Source organism: Gramella sp. Hel_I_59 (assembly GCF_006714895.1).
Lineage (GTDB): Bacteria > Bacteroidota > Bacteroidia > Flavobacteriales > Flavobacteriaceae > Christiangramia.
Map to the genome: position 1 here is coordinate 886,659 of NZ_VFME01000001.1, position 23,149 is coordinate 909,807.

Sequence of the window (23,149 nt, forward strand, 5' to 3'; positions counted from 1 at the left end):
ATTTACTTATTTCAAAGTCTAAAAGCTGACTGCTCAATCTCTATGAATGGCGCAGTAATTGTTTTATCTTCGGAAAAAAATATATGAAAAACCTCATTTTCAGTCTTTGCTGCCTGTTTATATTCAGCTCCTTCAGCAGTGAAGATCATGAGACTTACTTAAGTGTTACAGAAATTGAATACCGGCAAGATAGCAAGTCGGTGCAGGTGATCTCCAGGGTATTTATCGATGATATGGAAGATGTGCTTACCAAACGCTTTGGTAAAGATGTGAGTCTTGCCTATAAAAAGGATCTTTCTGCTAATAAGGATCTTCTCGAAAAGTACTATTCCAAAAAATTAAGTATCAAAGTAAAGAATCAGGATATTCCATTGAAATTGCTGGGAAGCAAATTTGATGCTGATCAAATTGTCCTATTTCTGGAAGGCAAAAATGTGGAATCCTTTAAAACTGTAGAAGTAGAAAATCTCGTGCTTACAGATCTATTCGATACACAAAAAAATATTGTTCATGTGAAGAAAGGTGATGTGATCGAAAGTATGCTGCTGGTGAAAGCGAAAGGTAGGGACAGGGTTAATTTCTGAAAACTTTTCCATTGACGTATAAAATCTTATTTTTAGCAACCTATAAATTAAAATTTAGTAAATGAAGCGATTAAAATTGTTGACCTCCGTGTTCATGATGTTTGTCTTTGCAGGTATCAACGCACAGGAAACTGAACAACAGGAACCACGGCAGCAAGGCCATACCAATCAAAACAAATTCCGGCAAATGTACCAGGAACTGGCAACTCCAAACCAGTATAGAACTGCATCTGGATCACCTGGACCTGCGTATTACCAGAATGAGGCAGATTACAAAATGGATATCGTTCTTGACGATAAGAATTCTGTGCTTACCGGAGAGGAAACTATCACCTACCACAATAATTCTCCACAGGACCTTGAATACTTATGGGTTCAACTAGATCAGAATATCAGAAAAAAAGATGCTCCTCAAAAGGATGGAGACGGAATGGCTCCGGTTGCTACTGCAGCTGGTTTCGCTAATAAATATCTGGAAACTCCTTTCGATGGTGGTTTCAATATTAAAGAAGTATCTGCGAATGGATCAGATCTTGAATATACGATCAACCAGACAATGATGCGCGTTGATCTTCCAAAGCCTTTAAAGGCTGGGGAGACTTATACGTTCGATATCAAATGGTCTTACAATGTGAATAACCACGTGACCAATCGTGCGCGTTCAGGATATGAGTTATTTCCTGAGGATGGAAACAAGGCTTATGTGATCGCTCAGTTCTTCCCGAGAATGGCCGTTTATAATGATGTTGAAGGATGGCAGAACTATCAGTTCTGGGGGAATGGAGAATTTGCACTTCCTTTTGGGGACTATGAAGTAAATATCACTGTACCTGCAGATCATATCATGGAAGCTACAGGTGAACTTCAGAATAGAAAGGACGTTTACTCTAAGGAAATGATGAAGCGTTATGAGCAGGCTAAGAAAAGTTATGACAAGCCAGTAATTATTGTTACCCAGGAAGAAGCTGAAAAGGCAGAAAAAAACTTTTCAGAAAAAACTAAAACCTGGACTTACAAAGCAGATATGGTTCGTGATTTCGCTTTCTCAACTTCAAGAAAATTCATTCTTGATATGATGGCGGTAGATGTGATGGGAAAAGATGTAATGGCTGTTTCTGTTTATCCTAAAGAAGGGAATCCTCTTTGGGAAGAATGGTCTACGAAAGCTGTAGCTGCAACTTTGGAGAGCTACTCAGAGCATACTTTCCAGTATCCTTATCATAAGGCAGTTTCAGTTCATGCTAAGAATCAAGGGATGGAATATCCAATGATTTGCTGGAATTATGGTCGTCCTGATGAGAATGGTAACTACAGTGACCGTACTAAGTTCGGGATGATAAGTGTAATTATTCATGAAGTTGGACACAACTTTTTTCCGATGATCGTAAATTCTGATGAAAGACAATGGGGTTGGATGGACGAAGGTATCAACACCTTTGTTCAGTATGTTGCAGAACAGGAATTTGGGAAAAAACATCCTGAGGCTATTGCACCAGAATCGAATTATCCTTCAAGAAGAGGAGCGCCAAGTAAGATCGTTCCTTATATGAAAGGAAACCAAGACTATATTTCTCCAATTATGTCCAATCCAGAGCAAGTTTATCAATTAGGAAATAATGCCTATGGTAAGCCGGCTACTGCGTTGAATATCCTTCGTGAGACGATTATGGGTAAAGAATTGTTCGACTATTCTTTCGCTACTTATTCTAAAAGATGGATGTTCAAGCACCCAACTCCGGAAGATTTCTTCAGAACGATGGAAGACGCTTCAGGCGTAGATCTTGATTGGTTCTGGAGAGGATGGTTCTATACTACAGATAATGTAGATATTGGAATTAAAGATGTTCAGAAGTACTATGTTACTGATAATCCTACGGAAGCAGGTAGAGAAATGTTGAAGAGATATGGAACAACTCCTGAAGAAACCAAAGCACTTTATGTGGTTTCCGAAGATGATGAAGCCTTTTCAGAAGATATGAAAGGTAAATCCTTAATGGAAAATTCAGAAACTTTACAGGCTTATGTAATGGATAACTTTAGCGAGGAAGAGCGTAAAAATCTTCAGGCACCTAAATATTTCTACCAGGTGACTTTTGAAAAACCAGGTGGGTTGGTAATGCCGATCATTGTAGAATTGAGCTATGCCGATGGAACTTCAGAAAAAGTTACTTACCCGGTTCAAATCTGGAGAAAGAATGATAGTAATGTAAGCAAAGTAATTCCATCAAATAAGGAAATTACTAAGATCACATTAGATCCAGATCTTGAAACAGCAGATGTTGATGTGAACAATAACAGCTGGCCTAAAAATGAAAACAAAAGTGAGTTCGATGAGTATAAAGATTCCACTCAGGACTAGGTTTTAAGCTAATAATATTTAAGCCGACTTTAACGAGTCGGCTTTTTTTATGCTTAGATTTGTATATATATTTGTTTTACTATGCATATGTTACCATTATTTATTAGCGGAGCCGAGATAGGCTTTATTTTGTTCATTCTGGTGATGGTTTTTGGAGCTGATAAAATTCCTGATATAGCCAAAGGTTTGGGTAAGGGAATGAAAGCGGTAAAAAACGCATCTAATGATATTAAAAGTGAAATTCAGCGAAGCGCTGAAAAACAAGGCATAGATACAGACTTCACGAAAGATGTTCGGGGCGAGATTGACAAGGTTAAGGAAGATATCGATGATATCACAGGTTCTGTTCGTCGTAAGCTATAATATGTAATCGATGTGGGACCAGATCGAAGAATGGGACAGGCAACTATTTGTATACCTGAACAACCTTGGAATAGAAAAGTATGATACTTTCTGGATCTTTGTTACCAATCCGGCACACTGGATCCCAGTATTTCTAGTTTTCTTTCTACTTTTCTTTGTAGCATTTCACTGGAAAAAAGGACTTTTCACCAGTTTATTTCTGCTACTAACTGTAGCCGTGACTTATGGCTTTACAAATCTTGTAAAAGCTCTGGCTGTTCGTAACAGGCCTAATAATACACCTGAATTAGCAGAACTTATTAGAATATTACAGGAGCCAACTAATTATAGTTTCTTTTCGGGTCACGCATCAACCTCCTTTGCTGCGACAACCTTTATCGTTCTTGCATTGAGAAAATGGAGCAAATGGATATATCTTGCTTATATCTGGCCATTCCTTTTCGTAATGAGCAGGATCTATGTAGGAGTTCATTTTCCAGGCGATATCATCGTTGGGATGATCGTTGGAATCATAATGGCCTTTCTCTTCTTTAGTCTTTATAACCGAGCTGGAACAAGGATTTATTAGCTATTTCACTCTTGAAAGTGTGAGACCGTCACGAATTGGCAAGATCACAGTTTCTACCCGAGGATCCTCATTTAATAGAGCATTGTATTCCAGTAGCGCTTTTGTAGAGAGGTCGTCTTTTTTAAGTTCTTCCACAACCTTCCCACTCCATAGAACATTATCTGAAAGTATAATTCCGCCGCTGTTCATTTTATCAATGATCAGCTCGAAATACTTCGGGTAGTTAGGTTTATCGGCATCAATAAATACCAGGTCAAATTTTTCTTCAATTTTGGGAATGATTTCCGTAGCATCACCAATATGCTGTACGATTCTATCGCTATATGCTGAAGCTTGAAAATGTTTCTTCTGAAAGTCTTCCAGTTCTTCATTTATATCTATCGTATGCAGGATTCCATCCTCTGTAAGACCTTCAGCCAGGCACAGGGCAGAATAGCCTGTATATGTACCAATTTCCAGGATAGATCGAGGATTTTTCATCTTGGAAAGTAAACTTAAAACCCTGCCCTGGTAATGACCACTAAGCATTCTGGGCTGCATGACTTTCTGATTAGTTTCACGGTTTAATTTTGCCAGATGTTGAGGTTCTGGCTGAGAATGTGCTACTATATACTCATCAATATTTTCAGGTAGGAAATGCATATTCAAAGTTTAGGTAAAAATATGGATTTTCTCTTTCCTGCGGGTCCCGAAGTATTGAAAACGAAATTGTATTTTTACAAAAAACACAAGTTATGAAATTTGAAAATTCACTGGAATTTGCTCAGCGCCTGGATAAGGAAGATGAACTGGCAAATTACCGGAATGAATTTATCTTCCCGAAAATTAAAGGTAAGGACGCTATATATTTCGTCGGAAATTCATTGGGTCTGCAACCTAAATCTGCAAAAAAGTACGTAGATGATATCATGCAGGATTGGGCAGAACTGGGAGTTGAAGGTCATTTTAAAGCCGAAAAGCCATGGTGGGATTATCACGAAAAATTTGCTGAAAAACTAGCTAAAGTAGTAGGTGCAAATCCTTCCGAAGTGACCGTTATGAACACGCTCACGGTAAATCTTCATCTTTTGATGGTAAGCTTTTACAGACCACAAGGCAAACGTTATAAGATCATTTGTGAAGAAAAAGCATTTCCCAGCGATCAATATATGATCTCCAGCCAGGTTCGTTTTCATGGATTTGATCCTGAAGATGCCATCGTAGAGATCAAAAAGCGCGATGGAGAGCATAATTTTAGAACAGAGGATATCCTTAGTAAAATAGATGAAGTGGGAGAGGAGTGTGCTCTTGTGCTAATTGGTGGAGTGAATTACTACACAGGTCAGGTCATGGATATGGATACTATCACTAAAGCAGGTCACAAAGTTGGAGCCTTTGTTGGTTGGGATCTTGCTCACGCAGCGGGAAATATAGAACTAAAATTAAGTGAATGGAATGTGGATTTTGCCGCCTGGTGTAGTTATAAATATATGAATTCAGGCCCTGGAAATGCTTCAGGATGTTTTATAAATGAGAAATATCATAATAAAAAAGATATTCCCAGATTTGAAGGTTGGTGGGGACATAATAAAGAACGTCGATTTTTAATGGAGCCAGAATTTCAACCAGAATCCAATGCAGATGCCTGGCAGATTAGTAATGCACCGGTTCTTGCCCTTGCGCCATATCTTGCGTCTCTGGAAATGTTCGCTGAGGTAGGAATGAATAGCTTGCTAAAGAAGAGAGACAAAATTGTCGCATATCTTGAGTTCGTACTGCACGAAATAGACAAGGATGTAGACAGTACTTTCGAAATCATTACTCCTTCAGCGCAGAAGGAAAGAGGAACTCAGCTTTCAGTTTTTTTGCACGGTGAAGGGAAAGAGATCTTTAATTATCTCATGGAGAATGGAGTGATGCTGGATTGGCGTGAGCCAAACGTGATCAGGTTAGCACCTGCACCATTTTATTGTTCTTATGAAGATATCTTTAGATTCGGTCAGATCTTAAAAGAGGGGATACTCTCAAAAAATAAGTCATAAAAAAAGGAGGCATTTGCCTCCTTTTTTTATGACCTGTTTTTCTTCTATTCTACTGAAATATCATCAAAGAATAATTCAAAACTATCATCCTTGGATTTATGCATGGTAGCAATCTTGATTCCTTTGAAATCTTTATAATCTTCCCAGGTTGTCGCCATTTCACGACCTCCATCTGAAGATTTGTACACCCACTCTCTAATCATGAATTCATCATCAAAATAGATGTCGTAGCTATCACCTGGAGTGTAACCACCATCTTTTGGATAACTTACAGTGAGCATCTGCATTTCGTCTCCGCTAATTGGTGCTTTTGCTTTCTTTGGTTCACTAAGATCTGCCAATGACCACTTTAATTGAAAAGGGAACAATAACCAGTAGGAATCATTCACAAACCGCTGATCGATATATTTTTTATCTTCAGCCAGGCTGTCCTTTCTGGTATAACTCATTACCGAGTCATTTTCGGTTAGACTAATCTTGTCTGTATCCACATTCCAGTTCCATCTTCTTTCAGATCTCAGAGAATCGTTCACTTTTACATTGAAGGTAAATTTGATCTTTTTAATACTATCAAATTCTTCAAAACCATTGACCATTGCGATCTTTTCATGAACTTCCAGGTTTGGATCCTCTTCAGGAGTTACTTCCTTCTTTTTGTCTTCATTGCAGGACATAAGCGTAATTCCGGCAAGAAATGTAAGCAGTAGTTTTTTCATAGTTTTAGTTTTTTAAATATAGTTATTCTTTTGTTTATAGTGCGTTTATGCTCATTCCACCATCAGCAACAATATTCTGTCCGGTTACAAATGAAGAAGCTGGCATCGCTAAAAATGCTACAATACTGGCAATCTCTTTTGCTTCGGCAACGCGGTTAAGCGGAGTTCTGGAAATAATTGATTTCATTTTTTCCTCATTATGCAGGTAGCCTTCCGTTAGTGGAGTCTTCGTAAACCACGGCGAAACTGCATTCACTCTTATTCCTTCTGAAGCCCATTCTACAGCAAGACTTCTAGTTTGTTGTAATAATCCTGCTTTAGACATCGCGTAAGGAGTACCCGTACCAACATCCTGAAGTGCTGCAGAAGATGCTACATTAATAATTGTCGATCCATCTGAAATTTTCAGAAGTGGAAATAGCAAACGGCTAAGCGTAAAAGGCGCTACCAGATTAATGTCCAGAACTTTCTTGTACTCTTCTTCAGAATATTCGTGTGCCTTTTTCCGGATATTGATACCGGCATTATTAACGAGTACATCCAGACTACTCCAGTTTTCAGAAATCCAGTTCGAAACTTTTTCAGAATCAGATAGTTTTGAAGCATCAGCAACAAGGCCTTTAACTATGTAACCTTTATCCTTCAGTTCATTTTCCAGATCTTCCACTTCACTTGATGTTCTGGAAGTGAATAGTACCTGTGCACCCAATTCCAGAAATTGTTCTACACATGCTTTTCCAATTCCTTTTGTTCCACCGGTTACCAATACCTTCTTAGATTCTAATCTCCACATATTTCGATTTTAAACAAAAAACCCTTTGATCGCTCAAAGGGTTAGTAACAATTATATTGAATATTATAGTTTACGGCCTGTAAGTAACTTGTACAGGATTAGTATTACAGCTACAACAATAAGGATATGTATGATGCTTCCTAAATCTGGGAATGCAAAATATCCAATTAGCCATCCAATTACTAGTAATACGATAATAAGCCAAATTAAATCTCTCATAATGTTCTGGTTTTAGACTGGTTTTATCCTGCCTTTGGTTAATGATTTTTAGTTAGGTGGTTTAATAATTCCAGGACTAAATTAGACAAAGCATTAACCCACTGGTTTTCATTTAACCTTGATTTAACTATAAGTACTAAAAGCGTTCAGGATTCGAAATGATTTCTGCCGCGCGATTTCTTATTTTCTGCATTTCTTCCGGAGGCTTCTTTTCCAGTAGGCTCATCATCATATTCATCCTCTGGTTTCCAGCAAAATGTTCCCGGTTAGAATCCAGAAAATTCCAGTAAAGACTGTTAAATGGACAGGCATCATCTTCGGTCTTCTTACTTACTTTATAGTGACAATCCTTGCAGTAGTTGCTCATTTTATTAATGTAACTACCGCTGGAAACGTATGGTTTCGTTGCAACAATTCCACCATCTGCAAACTGGCTCATTCCACGAGTATTAGTTATTTCTACCCATTCAATGGCGTCGATATAAATTCCCAGATACCACTGGTCAACTTCGTCTGGGTGAGTTTCAGTAAGTAGGGCATAATTACCGGTGATCATAAGTCGCTGGATGTGATGTGCATAAGCATTTTCCAGACTATTCTTGATAGAATGATGCAGGCAATTCATTTTTGTATTCGCATCCCAATAGAATCCAGCTAGTTTGTTCTGATTTCGAAGTTTATTACTCCGGCGATAACCTGGCATTTCTTTCCAGTAAATACCTCTCATATATTCTCTCCATCCCAGGATCTGCCGTATAAATCCTTCTACTTGAGAAATATCGATCTCGTCTTTATGGTCGTAATAGTAATCCAGAACAGAGTCTATGACTTCTTTGGGACTCAGCATTTTTGTATTCATGCAGAAAGACAATCTAGAATGGAATAGGTATGCTTCGTCGGTATGCAATGCATCCTGATAATCGCCAAAATGTATCAGTAAGTTTTTGCAAAAATAATTCAATACTGAAAGTGAGTCTTCGCGAGAGGTTGGCCAGTTGTAATTATCCCCTTCAATAAATCCAAAAGTTTCTACACCAGCATTTTTAATTTCTTCAACTAAATGAGATACATCTTTACGGAAACCTCTTTCGTGTGGAATTTCAGGCTTGCCTTTCCATTTCTGCCGGTTACTCTTATCAAAATTCCATTTCCCTCCTTCAGGATCTTTAGCATTGACCATTAAAATATCGTTTTTCTTCCGCATATCGCGGTAGAAATATTCCATGGTCATTTGCTTCTTGCCTTCGTAAAACCTTTCCAGGTCGCTACGGGTTGTGAAAAAATGTTCAGTATCAAAATTGTTAGTTTCGATCTCCAGATTTTCGCACAAATCTTTTAACTGCTCATCAAGACGATACTCATCTGGTAATTGATATTGAAAACTTTCAAAATCATGTTTATCGATCAGGACTTTTATGTTCTTTTCAAGATTCTGAGTATTATCCTCATGATCGATCTTGTAATAGATGACGCGGTGATCTCTCTCTTCCAGGTAGCTGGCAAAATTGCGCATGCTTCTAAAGAAACCTACAACCTTCTGAATATGATGTTTCACATAATCGGTTTCCTGTCGCAATTCCATAAAAAGATATGTCACATCTTCAAGGTCGTCTTTGAACCAGCTATGTTGATGATTTAGTTGATCACCTAAAATAAGTCTCAGCGTTTTTTTTACTTCAGCCATAAATCTTGATAATCGTTATCGGGATCGTAGCGATCTGCCTGACTTTTAATATTAAATTTTCTATCGCGTGGATCATTTCCGACTCCGCTATTGTACATCCAGTTTCCCCAGTTGCTATGCACATCATAATCTATGAGCAGACTTTCAAAACATGCAGCGCCTTTTCGCCAGTCGTGTTTCAGCTCTTTCGCTAGATAACTATTCACATTTTGCCTTCCGCGATTGCTCATAAAGCCGGTATGGGCGATTTCCAGCATATTGGCGTTGACAAAATCCTCTTTAGTTTCTCCATTAATCCACTTTCTGAAAGTTTCATTATCATCATTCCAGTCGTGAGATTTTCCTCGAATTCCCTCTAATTGAAAAATCTTGTTCCCATGCTTAAGGGAGATGTACTTAAAGAAGTCGCGCCATATTAATTCAAAAATAAGCCAGTATGTACTCTGATTGCTTTTAATTTCTTTTTCATATTGCTTGACTTTGAAATAGATCTGTCTGGGTGAGATGCTTCCATTCGCTAACCATGCAGAAAGCTTAGAGCTGTAATCTGTGCCAATTAAACCATTTCTTGTTTCCTTGTAAGTTTCCAGGTTCCTCTGTTTAAAGAAGTATTGTTCAACTCTTTTTAATGCTTCATCTTCTCCACCGTGAAATGGGAATGCAGACCGCTCGTCGGTTGTAAATTCGTTAAAATCGAGGTCTTTTAAACTCGGTATTTTGGTGTCATTAACAAACTCAAATTCTTCAATTTTCGAGTTGCTAAGTAGTTCTCGGACTTCTGTTTTCTTTTCACACTTTTTTCTGAATTCAGTAAATACCTTAGGTAATTCATCGAAGGAGTCATAGGGGATATCATCAGGATGAAATAAAAATTGCTGATAATGATCTATAAGTTCAACGTCCGGGATAGATTCCTTCAGATTTCTTTCAACTTCCTTCTCTTCATCTGTCCACTCTTTCTGAAAGTAAATGGTGTCTATCTGATGCTCTTTTACGAGTTCCGCGATTTTAACTTCCGGTTTATTCTGAAAAACAAAAAGTGGAATATGCATCTTCTGAAGATTATTCCGCAGTTGATGAATAGTTTCTATCAAAAATTTTGTTCTGAATTTTCCGGTTTTTCGAAAGCCTATTTCCAGTTCCTCGTAGTGTCTGGGATCGAAACAGTATACAGCGATTACTCTATCGTGATTATCTGTTGCTTTTGCTATTCCTTCATGATCTTGGGTTCTAAGATCATTTCTAAACCATATTAATCCTGTACTCATTATTTATTTTTTCTGCATTTATCACTGCAATAGCGCACCTGTTCCCAATCTTTCTCCCATTTTTTACGCCACGAAAAAGGCCGTTCGCAAACCGGGCAGATCTTTTGAGGCAAATCAGATTTTTTAACCGTTTTATTCTTCATCCTTACTAAAGAAAGATTTAACCTCCTGTCCAGGGCGGGCATAATGAAATCTATCAAGCAGACTTGGCAGGGAATAGCCATCCAGACCATTTACTGCTACTGTACCAGCGTCATCTAATCTCAACCAACCATCAGGCATTTGAATGCCTTCATCAAAATATATGTGTTCAATAGACGCAACGACAAGTACGGTGTCGTTCTCTTTGATATGATATTCATTCACAAATTTGCAGCCCAGTTTTACTTCAGATTGCTTCACGTAGGGAGCGTGGAATCCATCGAGATACTCCTCATCCAGACCTGTTTTATTAAATTCTGAAATTTCTTCATCATACTTCGCTGCAGTTTGATGAGCCTGCTCGATCATTTTATCCTGGATATGATTGACCGTAAAGTATTCCGTATCTCGAATATTATTATAGGTATTTCGAGCAACACTCAGTGGTCTGGTCACAAAACCAAGCATTGCCGGATTGCTGCCAATATGAGTCACCGAGCTAAATACGGCTACATTGGGATTTCCAGATTTGGATCTGGTAGCAATAAGATTCGCAGATTTATATCCTGTACAACTGTTTACAAGATTCAGGCGATAGATTTTTTCCATTTCCTCAATGTCTGAGGCTTTAATATGTTTCATAAAAAAAGGTCAGTTTTTTAGACTGACCTCAAGTTATTGATTGCTTTACTATAAAGCTGTTAATGGATTTTTAAATTAACTCTGATTTTCCATCTTATTGATGGCCATCTCATATTCCTCCATTGCTTCTCTTACTGCATCTATATTGTCTGATGCCTTTTGGTGAGCATCCTCCATAACCTTTTCCAGGTTCTTGTCTGGATGCTGGAACAAATCTGTGATCACGTGGTTAATTTTATCGATTATACTACTTTGAGTATTCTTGATATCCTCCAGTTTGTTCAATGTAGACCTCATATGGTCTAGTTTTTCCTGATCCATAATATTAAATTTAGTTTATCTAATATACCACCTCGCGTTTATGAAGCCTTAGCAGTTAACAGCTTTTAGAACAGCTTTATCAAAAAATTAGGATTCCTGTTGCTCTTCATAAGCAGGGTAATCTATGTATCCTTCCTTGCCAGGTGTATAGAAAGTATCCTCATTATATTCAGCCAGAGGCCAATTATTTTCAAACCTTTTTGCAAGATCTGGATTGGAAACATACCATTTCGCATAACTCACAAGATCTGCATCCCCTTCTTCAATTACTTTATTTCCAGATTCTCTGTCAAAACCGGCATTGATCATCAAAGTACCTTTGTAAATTTTTCGATAGTGTTTTGCAATATCAGTGATAAGATAAGGCACGTCGCTTACATCTGAGAATGGTTCTGAAAGATGAATATATGCCAGATCGTATGCATTCAGCTTTTCCATGATATAATCAAAGGTCTCAATGCTTTCTTCTGAAGCTACAATTCCGAAGATCTTATGCAATGAAGGATTGAATCTACAACCTATTCTATTTTCTGGCCATACTTCATTGATGGCATCCAGTACTTCAAAAAAGAATCTTGCTCTGTTTGGAATGCTTCCACCATATTCATCGGTACGCTGATTAGCATTTTTATTGAAGAACTGGTGTATGAGGTAACCATTAGAAGAGTGAATTTCTACTCCGTCGAAGCCAGCATCTTTGGCATTCTGAGCTGCAGATTTAAACTCCTGTACAGTTTCCTGGATCTCCTGAAGGCTCATTGCTTTTGGATCTACGGTTTTTTCCTGACCATCTGGTGTGTACACATCTGCATTTGGATTTACAGCACTGGGAGCAAGTGGCTTATCACCATTATGAAATTTAGGGTGTGAAATTCTACCAACATGCCATAGTTGAATAAAAATTTTTCCGCCATCCTTATGAACTGCTTCCGTAACTTTCTTCCATCCTTCAACCTGTTCCGGCGAATGAATTCCAGCAGTATTTATATATCCAACAGCCCGGGATGATACTTGAGAACCTTCAGAAATAATTAATCCGGCACCTGCACGCTGAGTGTAATAAGTCACATGCATATCTGTAGGCGCATTTGCATCATTTTCGGCACGGCTTCTGGTCATTGGTGCCATGATCACACGGTTCTTTAAATTCAGGTCCCCCATCTGGTAGGATTGTAGTAATGCTTGTTTTTCCATAGTCATAATTCAATTTTTACTAAAATTACCAGTTTCAGGGTTTTTCAGGTGTTAACGAACTGGTAAATCAAAATTAGGTAGCTGAAAGAGGCTCTAAGTCGTTGGGACTGCCAGTGAATTGAATATTATTAAGTAATTTCGTGAATCTAATTAATATATTTCTGTAGAGCATTTTGCTAACCAGGAATTAGTTTATACTTCATGCAAAATCAAAAAGATGTAGCTATTGTAGGGTCTGGACTCGTGGGTTCTCTATTAGCCATTTTTCTTAGAAAAAAAGGTCATAAAGTCACCATTTTCGATAGACGTCCCGATGTTCGTCTAGTAGAATTTTCCGGCAGATCTATAAACCTGGCCATGTCTAATCGCGGCTGGAAAGCTTTAAGAGAAGCTGGAATAGAGGATGAAATCAGGGAGCTGGCATTACCGCTTGATAAAAGGGCGATGCATGTAGATGATAAACCAGTGTACTTTCAGAAGTACGGAGAAGATGGGGAAGCGATTTACTCGATTTCCAGAGGAATCCTTAATCGTAAAATGATAGATCTTGCGGAAGAAGCTGGTGCAGAATTTAGGTTTGAAGAGAAGATCTGGGATGTGGATCTGCCAAATGCAAAGTTGTATACAGGTGAATCTGAAAAGGGCGTCTGGAAAGAATATCAGTTCGATCTTATTTTTGGAGCAGATGGCGCGTTTTCAAGAACCCGTCACAAGATGCAGAGACAAAGCAGGTTCAATTATTCCCAGCATTTTATTGATGTAGGATATAAGGAACTAACGATTCCTGCAAATCCTGATGGATCCCATAAACTAAATAATGCATCTTTCCATATCTGGCCTCGAGGTAATTTTATGTTGATCGCAATGCCTAACCTGGATGGAAGTTTTACTTGTACGCTTTTTATGCCTTTTGAAGGAGATGTTTCTTTTGAAAGTATACAGACAGAACAACAGGCAGATCAATTCTTCGAACAGTATTTTCCAGATATAAAGGACGAAATATCAAATCTAAAGCGGGACTTTTTTAAAAACCCTACCAGCGCGATGGTAACGATCAAGTGTTATCCATGGTCTTATTTTGATAAGATCACTCTTGTAGGAGATTCTGCTCATGCGATTGTTCCATTTTACGGGCAGGGAATGAATGCGGGATTTGAAGATATTTCAGTTCTAAATCAAAAGATGAATCAGCATGGGGATAACTGGGAAATAATTTTCGAAGAATACCAAAGAGAACGGAAACCCAATACAGATGCGATCGCAGAATTAAGTTATCGTAATTTTGTCGAGATGAGTAGTAAAACGGCCGATCCATCTTTTTTACTGCGGAAGAAAATAGAAAAGAAATTCGCTCAGAAATATCCTGAATTATGGGTGCCTTTGTACTCACGCGTTACTTTTTCAGACAAGGCTTATTCAGATGCGCTGGATATTGGAGATTACCAGAGAGGAATCATGGACGAAGTCATGAAAATCCCTGGAATTGAAGAAACCTGGGATTCTGAAGAGGTCGAACTTAAGATCAAAGATTTACTCAATAAATAAAAAAAGCTGCCATCTGGCAGCTTTTTTTATTAATGTGCATCCTTCTTAAGAATGTCCGGGAACTTCTCCTTAAATCGATTCAGTCTTGGAATCGATACATTCTGAATGTATGGATTTTGAGGATTATTTGCCTCGTAATTTTGATGGTAATCTTCAGCTACCCAGAATTTCTGAAAAGGCAGAATTTCTGCAGCAAGTGGTTTCTGATAGTCTTTAGCAACTTCAGTTTTCACTTCATTTATAATATTTTTCTGTTCTTCTGTTTGAAAAAATACAATCGAACGGTATTGTGATCCATTATCTGGTCCCTGTCCATTCACCTGCGTTGGGTTTTGAGAACCAAAGAACACCTGAACCAAAGTTTTAAAATCTACGACTTCAGGATCATAAATCACCTCTACTGCTTCTGCATGACCTGTTCTTCCAGTATTGCTTTCTTCGTAGGTTGGATTCTTGGTATGCCCGCCAGCGTAACCGCTTATTACTTCATCTACTCCTTCAATACTTTCGTAGATAGCTTCAACGCACCAGAAACAACCACTGGCGAAATAAGCCTTTTTCATACCATCCTGCATCTCAACTTCTACCGGAGTAGCATTTGCGATTTCAGGTTTAGTAACCGATTGCTGTGTGTTTTGATTTCCACAAGCCAGAAGTACGAGGCTTATGATATTAATAAATAATAGCTTCATGTTATTTAAGTTTATAAGTTCCTTCAAGAGTTTTCTTGCCTAACAATGCATATTCCACGGCAGTTTTACCGTCGATTTGAAAACCTTTCCAGTCAAGTTTATATTCGTTTGCACTCACTTTGCTAAATGTTGCAACCGCTGTGCCAGTATCGAGATCATTCCACGGAATATCATTCTGTTTACTTTTTACAGAAGCTCCCTTGTAGAAAACATGAATTTCATCACCTACTTTTTTAAAGTCGGCTTCCATATATAATTCACCGGGCTTAAGGCAAAGTTCTGAACTTTTTCCAGCTTCGATTTCCAGGTAGTAGCATTCGCAGTTACTTTCTTCTGCATGCGCGAGGTTGGTGTAAGTTCCAGAGTAATCTGTGTTCTTTTCTTCTGCTGTAGTTGTAGTGTCCTTGGTCTTAAGTTTTTCAGATTGATCTGAACTTTGTCTGTTCAAATTTTTGAAACCAGTTTTCTGAGTAGTAATGGTGTCTTCTACCTTATTATCATTTTCAGAATTAGCAGAATCCTTACAACCTGTCATACTTAATATAGCCAGACAGATGGTACATGTTTTAAATGCAGTGAGTAGTTTCATAACGGGTTAAAGTTAGACTATAATTCACTGAAAATTGTAAAATGAATGTTAATCCAGAGCCCGTGTGAATAGGAGAGTAGCTAAAAAATCAGGCATAAAAAAACTGCCTGAAAAACTTTTGCTTCAGATCCTAAGATCTTACTGTTATTCTCCAGGCAGTTTAAAGTGTTGCTTTAGAAGTATTAGAACTTCTTGAACATAGATTCCATTTTCTCCTGCTCTTCTTTAGCTAGTTCTTCGTCTACCAGAATTCTACCACTGTGTTCATCTGTAATGATCTTTTTACGACCAGCAATTTCCATGATCACCTGTGGTGGAATAGTGAAGAAAGATCCTCCAGATGCTCCTCTTTCTACAGGAACCACTGCTAAACCATTCTTTACGTTTGTACGAATTCTTTTGTAAGCAGTAACAAGCCTGTCTTCAATGTTCTTTTCGTATTCCTTAGACTTGTCAATTAGTGCTTGTTCTTCTTTCTCAGTTTCCTTCAAAATTTCGTCAAGTTCACTTTTCTTATGCTTAAGGTGAGCTTCTCTTTCAGCTAATTTCTCTTTTGTTTGAGTAATAACTTCTTTTTTCTGCTCGATCTTCACCTTGTACTCATTAATATGCTTTTCTGAAAGCTCTATTTCAAGTTCCTGGAATTCAACTTCTTTGCTTAAAGCATTGAATTCACGGTTATTACGAACATTTTTTTGTTGCTCAGAATATTTTTTAATTGTCGTCTTAGACTCCTCTATCTGGTTCTTCTTGTTCTTGATATCATTATCAATCACTTCGATATCCGCATCCAGTTTTTCCAGGCGTCTGTTCAAACCTGCTACTTCATCTTCAAGATCTTCAACTTCAAGAGGAAGTTCTCCACGTACATTTCTAATCTCATCAATTCGTGAATCCACCAATTGAAGATCGTACAGTGATCTTAACTTCTCTTCTACAGTAACATCGTTTTTTTTCGCCATATTATAAGTAATGTATTGGATTGGTATTTGTGTCTGCTAAAATAAGTGCAAAACTACTAATTTTTTTGCTAAGAAAAGAATATAGTAAATTTTTTGTAAACTGTTCACTTTCATAGTGTCCAATATCTGCGACGACCATCTTTTGCTCGGCTTTATAGTAATCATGGTATTTTAAATCTGCAGTGATAAATATATCTGCACCAGCATTCTTTGCGTTTTCGATGGCAAAGGCTCCACTTCCTCCCAGAACAGCAACTTTTTTAATAGGTGTTGCGAGTATTTCAGAATGACGAATTCCTTTGCTATTGAAGGTTTTCTGAATTTGAGTTAAGAAGCTACTCCCGTCTAGAGGAATTTCGAGTTCCCCAATCATGCCCATTCCTAGCTGCTGATTCCTATTTTCAAGACTATGAATCTCGTAGGCTACTTCCTCGTAGGGATGACTCTGAAATAAAGCTTTCAAAATTTTGGATTCGAGGTGTTTCTTATAGGTAATCCCAATTTGTATCTCATCCTCAAAATGAATTGTACCTTTTTCACCAACTACGGGATTCGAATCTTCGTTTCCTTTGAAGCTTCCGGAGCCCTGAACATTAAAACTACAATTTTCATAATTTCCAATATTACCAGCCCCCGCCTGGAATAAAGCTTTTCTCACCTTAGCAGCATCGGAAACCGGAACATAGGTTTGCAGTTTTTTGATACTATCGCTACGAGGGATCAGGATCTGCCTGTTCACCAGTCCAAGCTTTTCAGCGATCATATCGTTAACACCTTTGTGCTGATTGTCTAGAGCAGTATGAATGGCATAGATCGCGATATCATTCTTTATTGCTTTAAGAACAGTACGCTCCACATAATTTTTACCGGTGAGTTTTTTTAAACCTGAAAATATGATTGGATGAAAGCTTATGATCAGGTTGCAGTTTTTCGCGATGGCTTCATCTACGGTAGCCTCCAGAGTATCTAAAGTTATAAGTGCTCCTTTAACTTCTTCGGAAGCGTTGCCTACCAGCAAACCTACATTGTCGAAATCTTCAGCATAACTAAGCGGTGCAAATTCTTCTATAATATTAATTACTTCTTTAATAAGCATATTTTGATAATTTTGCCTGAAGCCTGGAAAATGAATTGTTTACAAAATTCTCAGACTTCAGACTCAAAGATAATTATATTAAGCGTTTATGCCGAATCCCAGAAAATTGCTTTTCCCATTTTCCATAGTCTACAAAACTGTGACTGGAGTACGGAATCAATTATATGATCAGGGAATTTTTAATTCCATAAAGTTTGATATTCCTGTAATCGCAGTTGGGAATTTAAATATGGGAGGCACTGGAAAATCACCTATGATCGAATACCTGATCGATCTGCTTTCGAAGGATGCTAAACTTGCAACTTTAAGTAGAGGCTATAAGCGCGAGAGTTCAGGGTTCCAGATCGTGGAAATCACTGACGCTGCTAGTAAAAGTGGGGACGAGCCTCTTCAGTTTAAGAATAAATTTCCGGAGATCACGGTGGCTGTAGATGCAAATAGGGTGGAGGGTATCAACAGGTTAAAGAAATCCGGTTCCAGTCTCATCTTGCTGGATGATGCTTTTCAACATCGAAAAGTTGAGGCGGGGTTTTATATTCTACTTACTTCTTACAGTGACTTGTTTACAGAGGACTTTGTACTGCCGGTTGGAAATCTCCGAGAGTCACGACACGGTGCTGGTAGAGCAAATGTGGTGGTAGTAACTAAATGTCCGCAATATCTTGGTAAAACTGAACAGGATGAAATCCAATCAAAGATCAAAGATTATTTTAAAGGACCGGTTTTCTTCAGTAGTATCATTTATTCTGAAATGATCTTCACAGAGAATGAGCGTATGCTTCTGAAAGATATTGAACTAAAAGATTTCGTGCTGGTTACGGGAATTGCCAATCCTTTTCCAATGATTTCATACCTGGCTGAAATGAATATTGAACTGAAGCATTTTAAGTTTTCAGATCATCATAATTTTTCCAAGGACGAAATTGAGAAGCTAAACACTTTCGAAAATATTCTTACCACAGAGAAAGATTACATGCGTCTAAAAGGAACTAAACTTGCCGGTAAGCTTTATTACCTACCTATTCAAACCAAAATAATTTCTGATGCTGAAAAGTTTGATGAACTAATTTTGAGTTACGCACAAAAAAAATGAGGTGCGAAGCACCTCATTATATCTCGGCTGATTCAAATTATATGTGTTTGTTATCTTCAATATAATTCTACTAGCATATTCTTTACAAAGGCTGTGCCATTTTTCTAAACTGTTGTCTCTCTGGCCGCTAGATACTTGTTGATCTTGTGGAAGAACTCTTCGGTCTTATAAGGTTTGGGTATAATATCGTTGAAACCGTTCATGTAGAATTCGTCCAGATTATCATCAAGAGTTACTGCGGTTAATGCAATGATCGGAATATCAGGATTGAATTTTCTAATTTCTATCGTAGCTTCTATCCCTGAAATTCCAGGCATATGAATATCCATAAGAATTAGATCAAATTCATTATTCTGAACCTTCTCGATCGCAATAGTACCATTGTCTGCGACATCACAAATCACTTTATTTTTCTCCAGGATCTTCCGTGTGATCATTTGATTGATCTTATTATCCTCAACGATAAGGATATTTTTATCCTTCATAATATCGTTGGTAAGAACGATATCTTTAGATGGTGCTACTGGTTCAGCTGGTTTAGTCTCCAGAGTTTCAGCTTCAAATTGCAATTCAAAAGTGAAAGTGGACCCTTTCCCAAGATCGCTCTCCAGTTCAATTTCAGAATTAAGAAGACTTAATAGGTTTTTGACAATGGATAAACCAAGTCCCGTTCCTCCAAATTTTCTATTGATCTGGGTAGAGCCCTGTGTAAAGTTTTCGAAAATAGCCTTCTGTTTCTCTTTTCCAATTCCTTCACCATTATCCTTTATTTCAAACAGAAGAGAAACGAACTTCCCATCCTGCCGGGTTTTATTTACCGCGATCCAGATATCTCCATCTTCCGTAAACTTAATAGAGTTACCAATAAGATTGATAAGAATTTGAGAGACTTTGAGAGGATCACCAATCAGTTTAGCCGGTATATCTTTATCATAGGAGAAATGTAATTTCGTATTCCTGTCGTCTGCGGAATTCTTTAAAGCAATCAATACATCTGAAATACGCTTTTCGAGATCAAAATTAGTCTTTACGATCTCCACCTTGTTCGCTTCCAGCTTATTGAGGTCAAGTATGTTGTTGATGAGGGAAAGGAGATATTCACCTGAAAACTTCAAGGAATTAAGATGCTCTTTCTGACTTTCTGTAGGGCTTTCCTCTAATAGTAAATGGGTTAATCCTGTCACCGCATACAAGGGTGTTCTTAGCTCGTGTGTTATGGTGGTTAAGAATTGAGCTTTTGCTAAAGAAGCTTTTTCAGCATTTTCCTTAGCAAGGATTAATTCTGAATTCTTCTTCTGAAGCAACTCGTTCGCTCTAGCACGAAGATTATTGTTCTTATATAGGCTTAAGGTAAGTAGCGATAGTATTGTAATAAGAGCTACACTAAGTATGGTGGTAAGCTTATTAACTTTTAAAGTTCTTTCATTTTCTGCCTGTTGCGCTGTTAGCTGATCTACCGTAGATTTTAATGCAGAATTACCAAGCCTGGCGTTGGCTTCAGTAGCAAGGGCCTCTTTATTAACGTCAAAAATCGTTTCTCTAATTAGATTTCCCTGTTGAAGTAATTCGAGTGCGCTGGCATAGTTTCCTCTCTCCTGAGCAATTTCACTTAGCAAATTGTAGCTATACATGATCATACCAGTATAGCCTGCTGCTTTGGAAATTTCAAGCGATTTTTTAGCTGATTGCTCCGCTCGTTCATAATTTCCATCGTTTTGAAATGCACGAGCGAGAAAATAGTTTAACCGGGTTTTTTCGTAATCATTATTAGAGTCTCCAAGATAGATCTCTGAGTTTCTTAATTCGGCAAGGGCTCTGGGTTTGGTTTTTTCATCGTTGAAATAGATAACAGCTCTATTTAGCGCAATGATTCCTAATTGTTCCCGGTTGTCTTGCTGAGTATAGTATTTTTCTGCCAACCCCAGGTAGTTTAGGGCTCGATCAAATTCTCTTTTGGATGTAAGTATTTTGGAATACAACACATAAGAATAATTAAGGCCTGCATCATCATTGATCTCTCTTTGAATAGACATAGCCCTGTCTAATTGCGTTATACCTTTATCATATTCGTGCCTTACATGATACATACGACTGAGAATCGTACTGGTAAGTGCTATATAACTCTTAGCGTCTATACGTTTAGATAATTTTAGAGACAGATCCAGTTGTTCCTGGGCTTTATCAAAATTCATGGTATTGATAGAAACCTCGGCTTCATTCAACAGTTTTTTGATCTGTTCCGGTTTTGGGTTTTCTTCATCGATCGTGGACTCCTGGAATCCAAAGATGGCGAAGCAACATACTAAAAGGATGAAACGCTTGAAGTTTTTCATTTATGGAAAAATAGCTAGCAGCTTTAATAAGTTGTTAAATATAGCTATTTATCGTTAACAAGTGAAATTAAATCGATAAGACGATTAGAGTAACCAATTTCATTATCATACCATCCTATTAACTTAATGAGCGTGCCATCGATGACTGAAGTCATACCTGCGTCGAAAATGCAGCTATATTTATTATCAAGAATATCTACAGAAACTATAGGATCTTCAGTATACTCCAGGATTCCAGACATCTCATTTTCTGCAGCGTTCTTGAAAAGTTGGTTCACTTCTTCAATGCTCGTTGGTTTTTCAACATTTAGTGTCATGTCTGTAAGAGATCCGTTAGGAACAGGAACTCTAATTCCGCATCCACCAATAACTTCACTCAAATCAGGGAAAATTCCTGTTAAAGCTTTAGCCGCTCCGGTGGTAGTTGGAATGATAGATTGTGCGGCTGCACGACTTCTCCTTAGATCTTTATGAGGTTTATCATGTAAGCTCTGGTCTGATGTATAGGAGTGAACAGTTGTTATGTAAGCCTGGGTGACTTTTAAGTGATCATGGATCACCTTTAGCATGGGAGCTGCATTATTAGTCGTACAGGAAGCATTCGAGATGATCTTCTCGTCACCCGTAAGTATATGTTCGTTTACCCCAAGTACGATCATCTTAATATTATCGTCTTGTGGTGGAACCGAAAGTATCACCTTTTTTACCCCATCCTTCAGATGAGGTAGCAGAGCTTCAGTAGTTTTAAACTTTCCGCTACTTTCCACTACCATTTCCACTCCAAAACTATCCCAGGGAATATCCGCGGGTTTTTCGAAATTTAGCAAAGGAATAGAGCGACCGTCCACAATTATTTCATTATCGCCCGCAGAAATATCATTGAATATTCTTCCGTGGATGCTATCATACCTGAGCAAATGTGCGAGACTGCCGGCATCATGAATATCATTGATGGCAACAACCTCTATCTCGGGATGACTCAGTAAAAGTCTGAAAAGATTTCTACCAATCCGACCAAAGCCGTTGATGGCAATTTTTACAGGACCCGCCATGTAAACTCTTTAATTTATGTGCTTTTGAGCCTTATAAGAAGATCTTACGAGAGCACTACTTTCAACGTGTCTGAAACCTAGTTCGAGACCGTATTCTTCGTAACGCTTGAATTGATCTGGTGTGATAAATTGCTTAACAGGTAAGTGTTTTTTACTTGGTTGAAGATATTGTCCAATAGTCACTACATCAACACCTGCGCCGCGTAGGTCTCTAAGCGTCTGAAAAACTTCTTCTTCCTTTTCGCCAAGTCCAAGCATAATTCCAGACTTGGTTCTTCGAATTCCATTGTCCTTAAGATATTTTAAAACTGCAAGGCTTCGGTCGTATTTAGCTTGAATACGTACTTCTCTGGTAAGACGCTTTACGGTTTCCATATTGTGGGAAACCACTTCAGGGCTAACTTCAATAATACGATCTATGTTACGTTCGTTTCCCTGAAAATCAGGAATCAATGTTTCCAGTGTAGTTTCAGGATTCATTCTTCGAATCGCTTTCACAGTTTCTGCCCATATAATTGAACCCATATCTTTAAGATCATCACGATCCACGCTGGTTACTACCGCATGCTTAATCCCCATGATCTTAATGGATCTGGCAACCTTTTCAGGTTCATCCCAGTCTACAGTTTCTGGTCGGCCGGTTTTCACACCACAAAATCCACAGGATCTCGTACATACATTCCCAAGGATCATAAAAGTAGCGGTCCCTTCACTCCAGCATTCACCCATATTCGGGCAACTACCAGAGGTGCAAATAGTATGTAGATCGTATTTATCAACCAGGCTTCGCAACTCGGTATATTTCTTACCGGTAGGAAGTTTCACTCGCAACCACTTTGGTTTTGGAGTTCTTTGTGTTTTGGTTTTTACTGGAGCAACGTCTGTATTCATAGCAATAAATCTCTGTTTCAAAG

Annotated in this window: 24 protein-coding genes; 7 read left to right on the forward strand and 17 right to left on the reverse strand. The window is 38.1% G+C overall.

Going from position 1 to position 23,149, the window contains the following annotated elements:
• Positions 1-83: 83 nt before the first annotated feature.
• The 4 genes from JM79_RS04040 (at position 84) to JM79_RS04055 (ending at position 3,874) form a co-directional block, all read left to right on the forward strand.
• Complete coding sequence (locus JM79_RS04040) at positions 84-584, forward strand: DUF6702 family protein (protein ID WP_141876920.1); 501 nt, start codon at positions 84-86, stop codon at positions 582-584.
• Positions 585-645: 61 nt separating this feature from the next.
• Complete coding sequence (locus JM79_RS04045) at positions 646-2,943, forward strand: M1 family metallopeptidase (RefSeq protein ID WP_141876921.1); 2,298 nt, start codon at positions 646-648, stop codon at positions 2,941-2,943.
• A gap of 81 nt (positions 2,944-3,024) precedes the next feature.
• The gene (locus JM79_RS04050) at positions 3,025-3,306 is read left to right on the forward strand and encodes a twin-arginine translocase TatA/TatE family subunit (protein ID WP_141876922.1); all 282 of its coding nucleotides are present in this window, start codon (positions 3,025-3,027) and stop codon (positions 3,304-3,306) included.
• A gap of 10 nt (positions 3,307-3,316) precedes the next feature.
• The gene (locus tag JM79_RS04055) at positions 3,317-3,874 is read left to right on the forward strand and encodes a phosphatase PAP2 family protein (protein WP_141876923.1); all 558 of its coding nucleotides are present in this window, start codon (positions 3,317-3,319) and stop codon (positions 3,872-3,874) included.
• On the opposite strand, the gene JM79_RS04060 is transcribed toward JM79_RS04055, so the two are convergent.
• Positions 3,875-4,516 (reverse strand): O-methyltransferase, encoded by a 642-nt coding sequence (locus tag JM79_RS04060; RefSeq protein ID WP_141876924.1) that lies wholly within the window; start codon positions 4,514-4,516, stop codon positions 3,875-3,877.
• Between the two features lie 92 nt (positions 4,517-4,608).
• Between JM79_RS04060 and kynU the strand changes: the two genes are divergently transcribed.
• On the forward strand, positions 4,609-5,895 hold the full coding sequence (gene kynU, locus JM79_RS04065) for a kynureninase (RefSeq protein WP_141876925.1): 1,287 nt from the start codon (positions 4,609-4,611) through the stop codon (positions 5,893-5,895).
• Positions 5,896-5,939: 44 nt separating this feature from the next.
• Here the strand turns inward: kynU and JM79_RS04070 are convergent, their stop codons facing one another.
• The 9 genes from JM79_RS04070 to JM79_RS04110 all read right to left on the reverse strand — a co-directional run bounded on the left by JM79_RS04070 (position 5,940) and on the right by JM79_RS04110 (position 12,879).
• Complete coding sequence (locus JM79_RS04070) at positions 5,940-6,611, reverse strand: hypothetical protein (RefSeq protein WP_141876926.1); 672 nt, start codon at positions 6,609-6,611, stop codon at positions 5,940-5,942.
• Positions 6,612-6,645: 34 nt separating this feature from the next.
• Positions 6,646-7,404, reverse strand: coding sequence for an SDR family oxidoreductase (locus tag JM79_RS04075; protein ID WP_141876927.1), 759 nt, complete (start codon positions 7,402-7,404; stop codon positions 6,646-6,648).
• Between the two features lie 63 nt (positions 7,405-7,467).
• Positions 7,468-7,623 carry a lmo0937 family membrane protein gene (locus tag JM79_RS04080; RefSeq protein WP_141876928.1) on the reverse strand — a complete coding sequence of 52 codons (156 nt, stop codon included), beginning with the start codon at positions 7,621-7,623 and terminating at the stop codon, positions 7,468-7,470.
• Positions 7,624-7,759: 136 nt separating this feature from the next.
• Positions 7,760-9,307 carry a cryptochrome/photolyase family protein gene (locus JM79_RS04085; RefSeq protein WP_141876929.1) on the reverse strand — a complete coding sequence of 516 codons (1,548 nt, stop codon included), beginning with the start codon at positions 9,305-9,307 and terminating at the stop codon, positions 7,760-7,762.
• The gene (locus tag JM79_RS04090) at positions 9,295-10,575 is read right to left on the reverse strand and encodes a DASH family cryptochrome (RefSeq protein ID WP_141876930.1); all 1,281 of its coding nucleotides are present in this window, start codon (positions 10,573-10,575) and stop codon (positions 9,295-9,297) included. Before JM79_RS04090 ends, JM79_RS04085 begins: the two co-directional genes overlap by 13 nt.
• On the reverse strand, positions 10,575-10,718 hold the full coding sequence (locus JM79_RS04095; protein WP_141876931.1) for a DUF2256 domain-containing protein: 144 nt from the start codon (positions 10,716-10,718) through the stop codon (positions 10,575-10,577). The genes JM79_RS04090 and JM79_RS04095 overlap by 1 nt, the downstream gene beginning before the upstream one ends.
• A complete protein-coding gene (locus JM79_RS04100) occupies positions 10,708-11,358 on the reverse strand; it encodes a flavin reductase (RefSeq protein WP_141876932.1) in 651 nt (216 codons plus the stop codon). Before JM79_RS04100 ends, JM79_RS04095 begins: the two co-directional genes overlap by 11 nt.
• Before the next feature lie 75 nt (positions 11,359-11,433).
• Positions 11,434-11,679 (reverse strand): hypothetical protein, encoded by a 246-nt coding sequence (locus tag JM79_RS04105; protein WP_141876933.1) that lies wholly within the window; start codon positions 11,677-11,679, stop codon positions 11,434-11,436.
• Between the two features lie 87 nt (positions 11,680-11,766).
• Positions 11,767-12,879: an alkene reductase gene (locus JM79_RS04110; RefSeq protein WP_141876934.1), complete on the reverse strand. Its 1,113-nt coding sequence runs from the start codon at positions 12,877-12,879 to the stop codon at positions 11,767-11,769.
• A 195-nt stretch (positions 12,880-13,074) separates the two neighbouring features.
• Here JM79_RS04110 and JM79_RS04115 point away from each other — a divergent pair, with 195 nt between their 5' ends.
• Entirely contained in the window at positions 13,075-14,418 is a 1,344-nt protein-coding gene (locus JM79_RS04115; protein WP_141876935.1) for an NAD(P)/FAD-dependent oxidoreductase, read from the forward strand.
• Between the two features lie 29 nt (positions 14,419-14,447).
• Here JM79_RS04115 and msrA read toward each other — a convergent pair whose 3' ends face one another.
• The 4 genes from msrA to JM79_RS04135 all read right to left on the reverse strand — a co-directional run bounded on the left by msrA (position 14,448) and on the right by JM79_RS04135 (position 17,757).
• Positions 14,448-15,110, reverse strand: a complete 663-nt coding sequence (msrA, locus tag JM79_RS04120) for a peptide-methionine (S)-S-oxide reductase MsrA (protein ID WP_141876936.1) — start codon at positions 15,108-15,110, stop codon at positions 14,448-14,450.
• A gap of 1 nt (position 15,111) precedes the next feature.
• Positions 15,112-15,699 (reverse strand): hypothetical protein, encoded by a 588-nt coding sequence (locus tag JM79_RS04125; protein WP_141876937.1) that lies wholly within the window; start codon positions 15,697-15,699, stop codon positions 15,112-15,114.
• A 182-nt stretch (positions 15,700-15,881) separates the two neighbouring features.
• Entirely contained in the window at positions 15,882-16,661 is a 780-nt protein-coding gene (locus JM79_RS04130) for a C4-type zinc ribbon domain-containing protein (RefSeq protein ID WP_141876938.1), read from the reverse strand.
• Position 16,662: 1 nt separating this feature from the next.
• A complete protein-coding gene (locus JM79_RS04135; protein WP_141876939.1) occupies positions 16,663-17,757 on the reverse strand; it encodes a Nif3-like dinuclear metal center hexameric protein in 1,095 nt (364 codons plus the stop codon).
• 88 nt (positions 17,758-17,845) lie between these two features.
• Here JM79_RS04135 and lpxK point away from each other — a divergent pair, with 88 nt between their 5' ends.
• Complete coding sequence (gene lpxK, locus JM79_RS04140; protein WP_141876940.1) at positions 17,846-18,850, forward strand: tetraacyldisaccharide 4'-kinase; 1,005 nt, start codon at positions 17,846-17,848, stop codon at positions 18,848-18,850.
• 104 nt (positions 18,851-18,954) lie between these two features.
• Here the strand turns inward: lpxK and JM79_RS04145 are convergent, their stop codons facing one another.
• From JM79_RS04145 to lipA, 3 genes are read right to left on the reverse strand one after another with little or no spacing between them, the layout of a single operon-like run.
• A complete protein-coding gene (locus JM79_RS04145) occupies positions 18,955-21,183 on the reverse strand; it encodes a response regulator (RefSeq protein ID WP_141876941.1) in 2,229 nt (742 codons plus the stop codon).
• Positions 21,184-21,227: 44 nt separating this feature from the next.
• Positions 21,228-22,235 carry a type I glyceraldehyde-3-phosphate dehydrogenase gene (gene gap / locus JM79_RS04150; RefSeq protein WP_141876942.1) on the reverse strand — a complete coding sequence of 336 codons (1,008 nt, stop codon included), beginning with the start codon at positions 22,233-22,235 and terminating at the stop codon, positions 21,228-21,230.
• A gap of 9 nt (positions 22,236-22,244) precedes the next feature.
• A complete protein-coding gene (gene lipA / locus JM79_RS04155) occupies positions 22,245-23,126 on the reverse strand; it encodes a lipoyl synthase (protein ID WP_141876943.1) in 882 nt (293 codons plus the stop codon).
• Positions 23,127-23,149 lie beyond the last annotated feature (23 nt).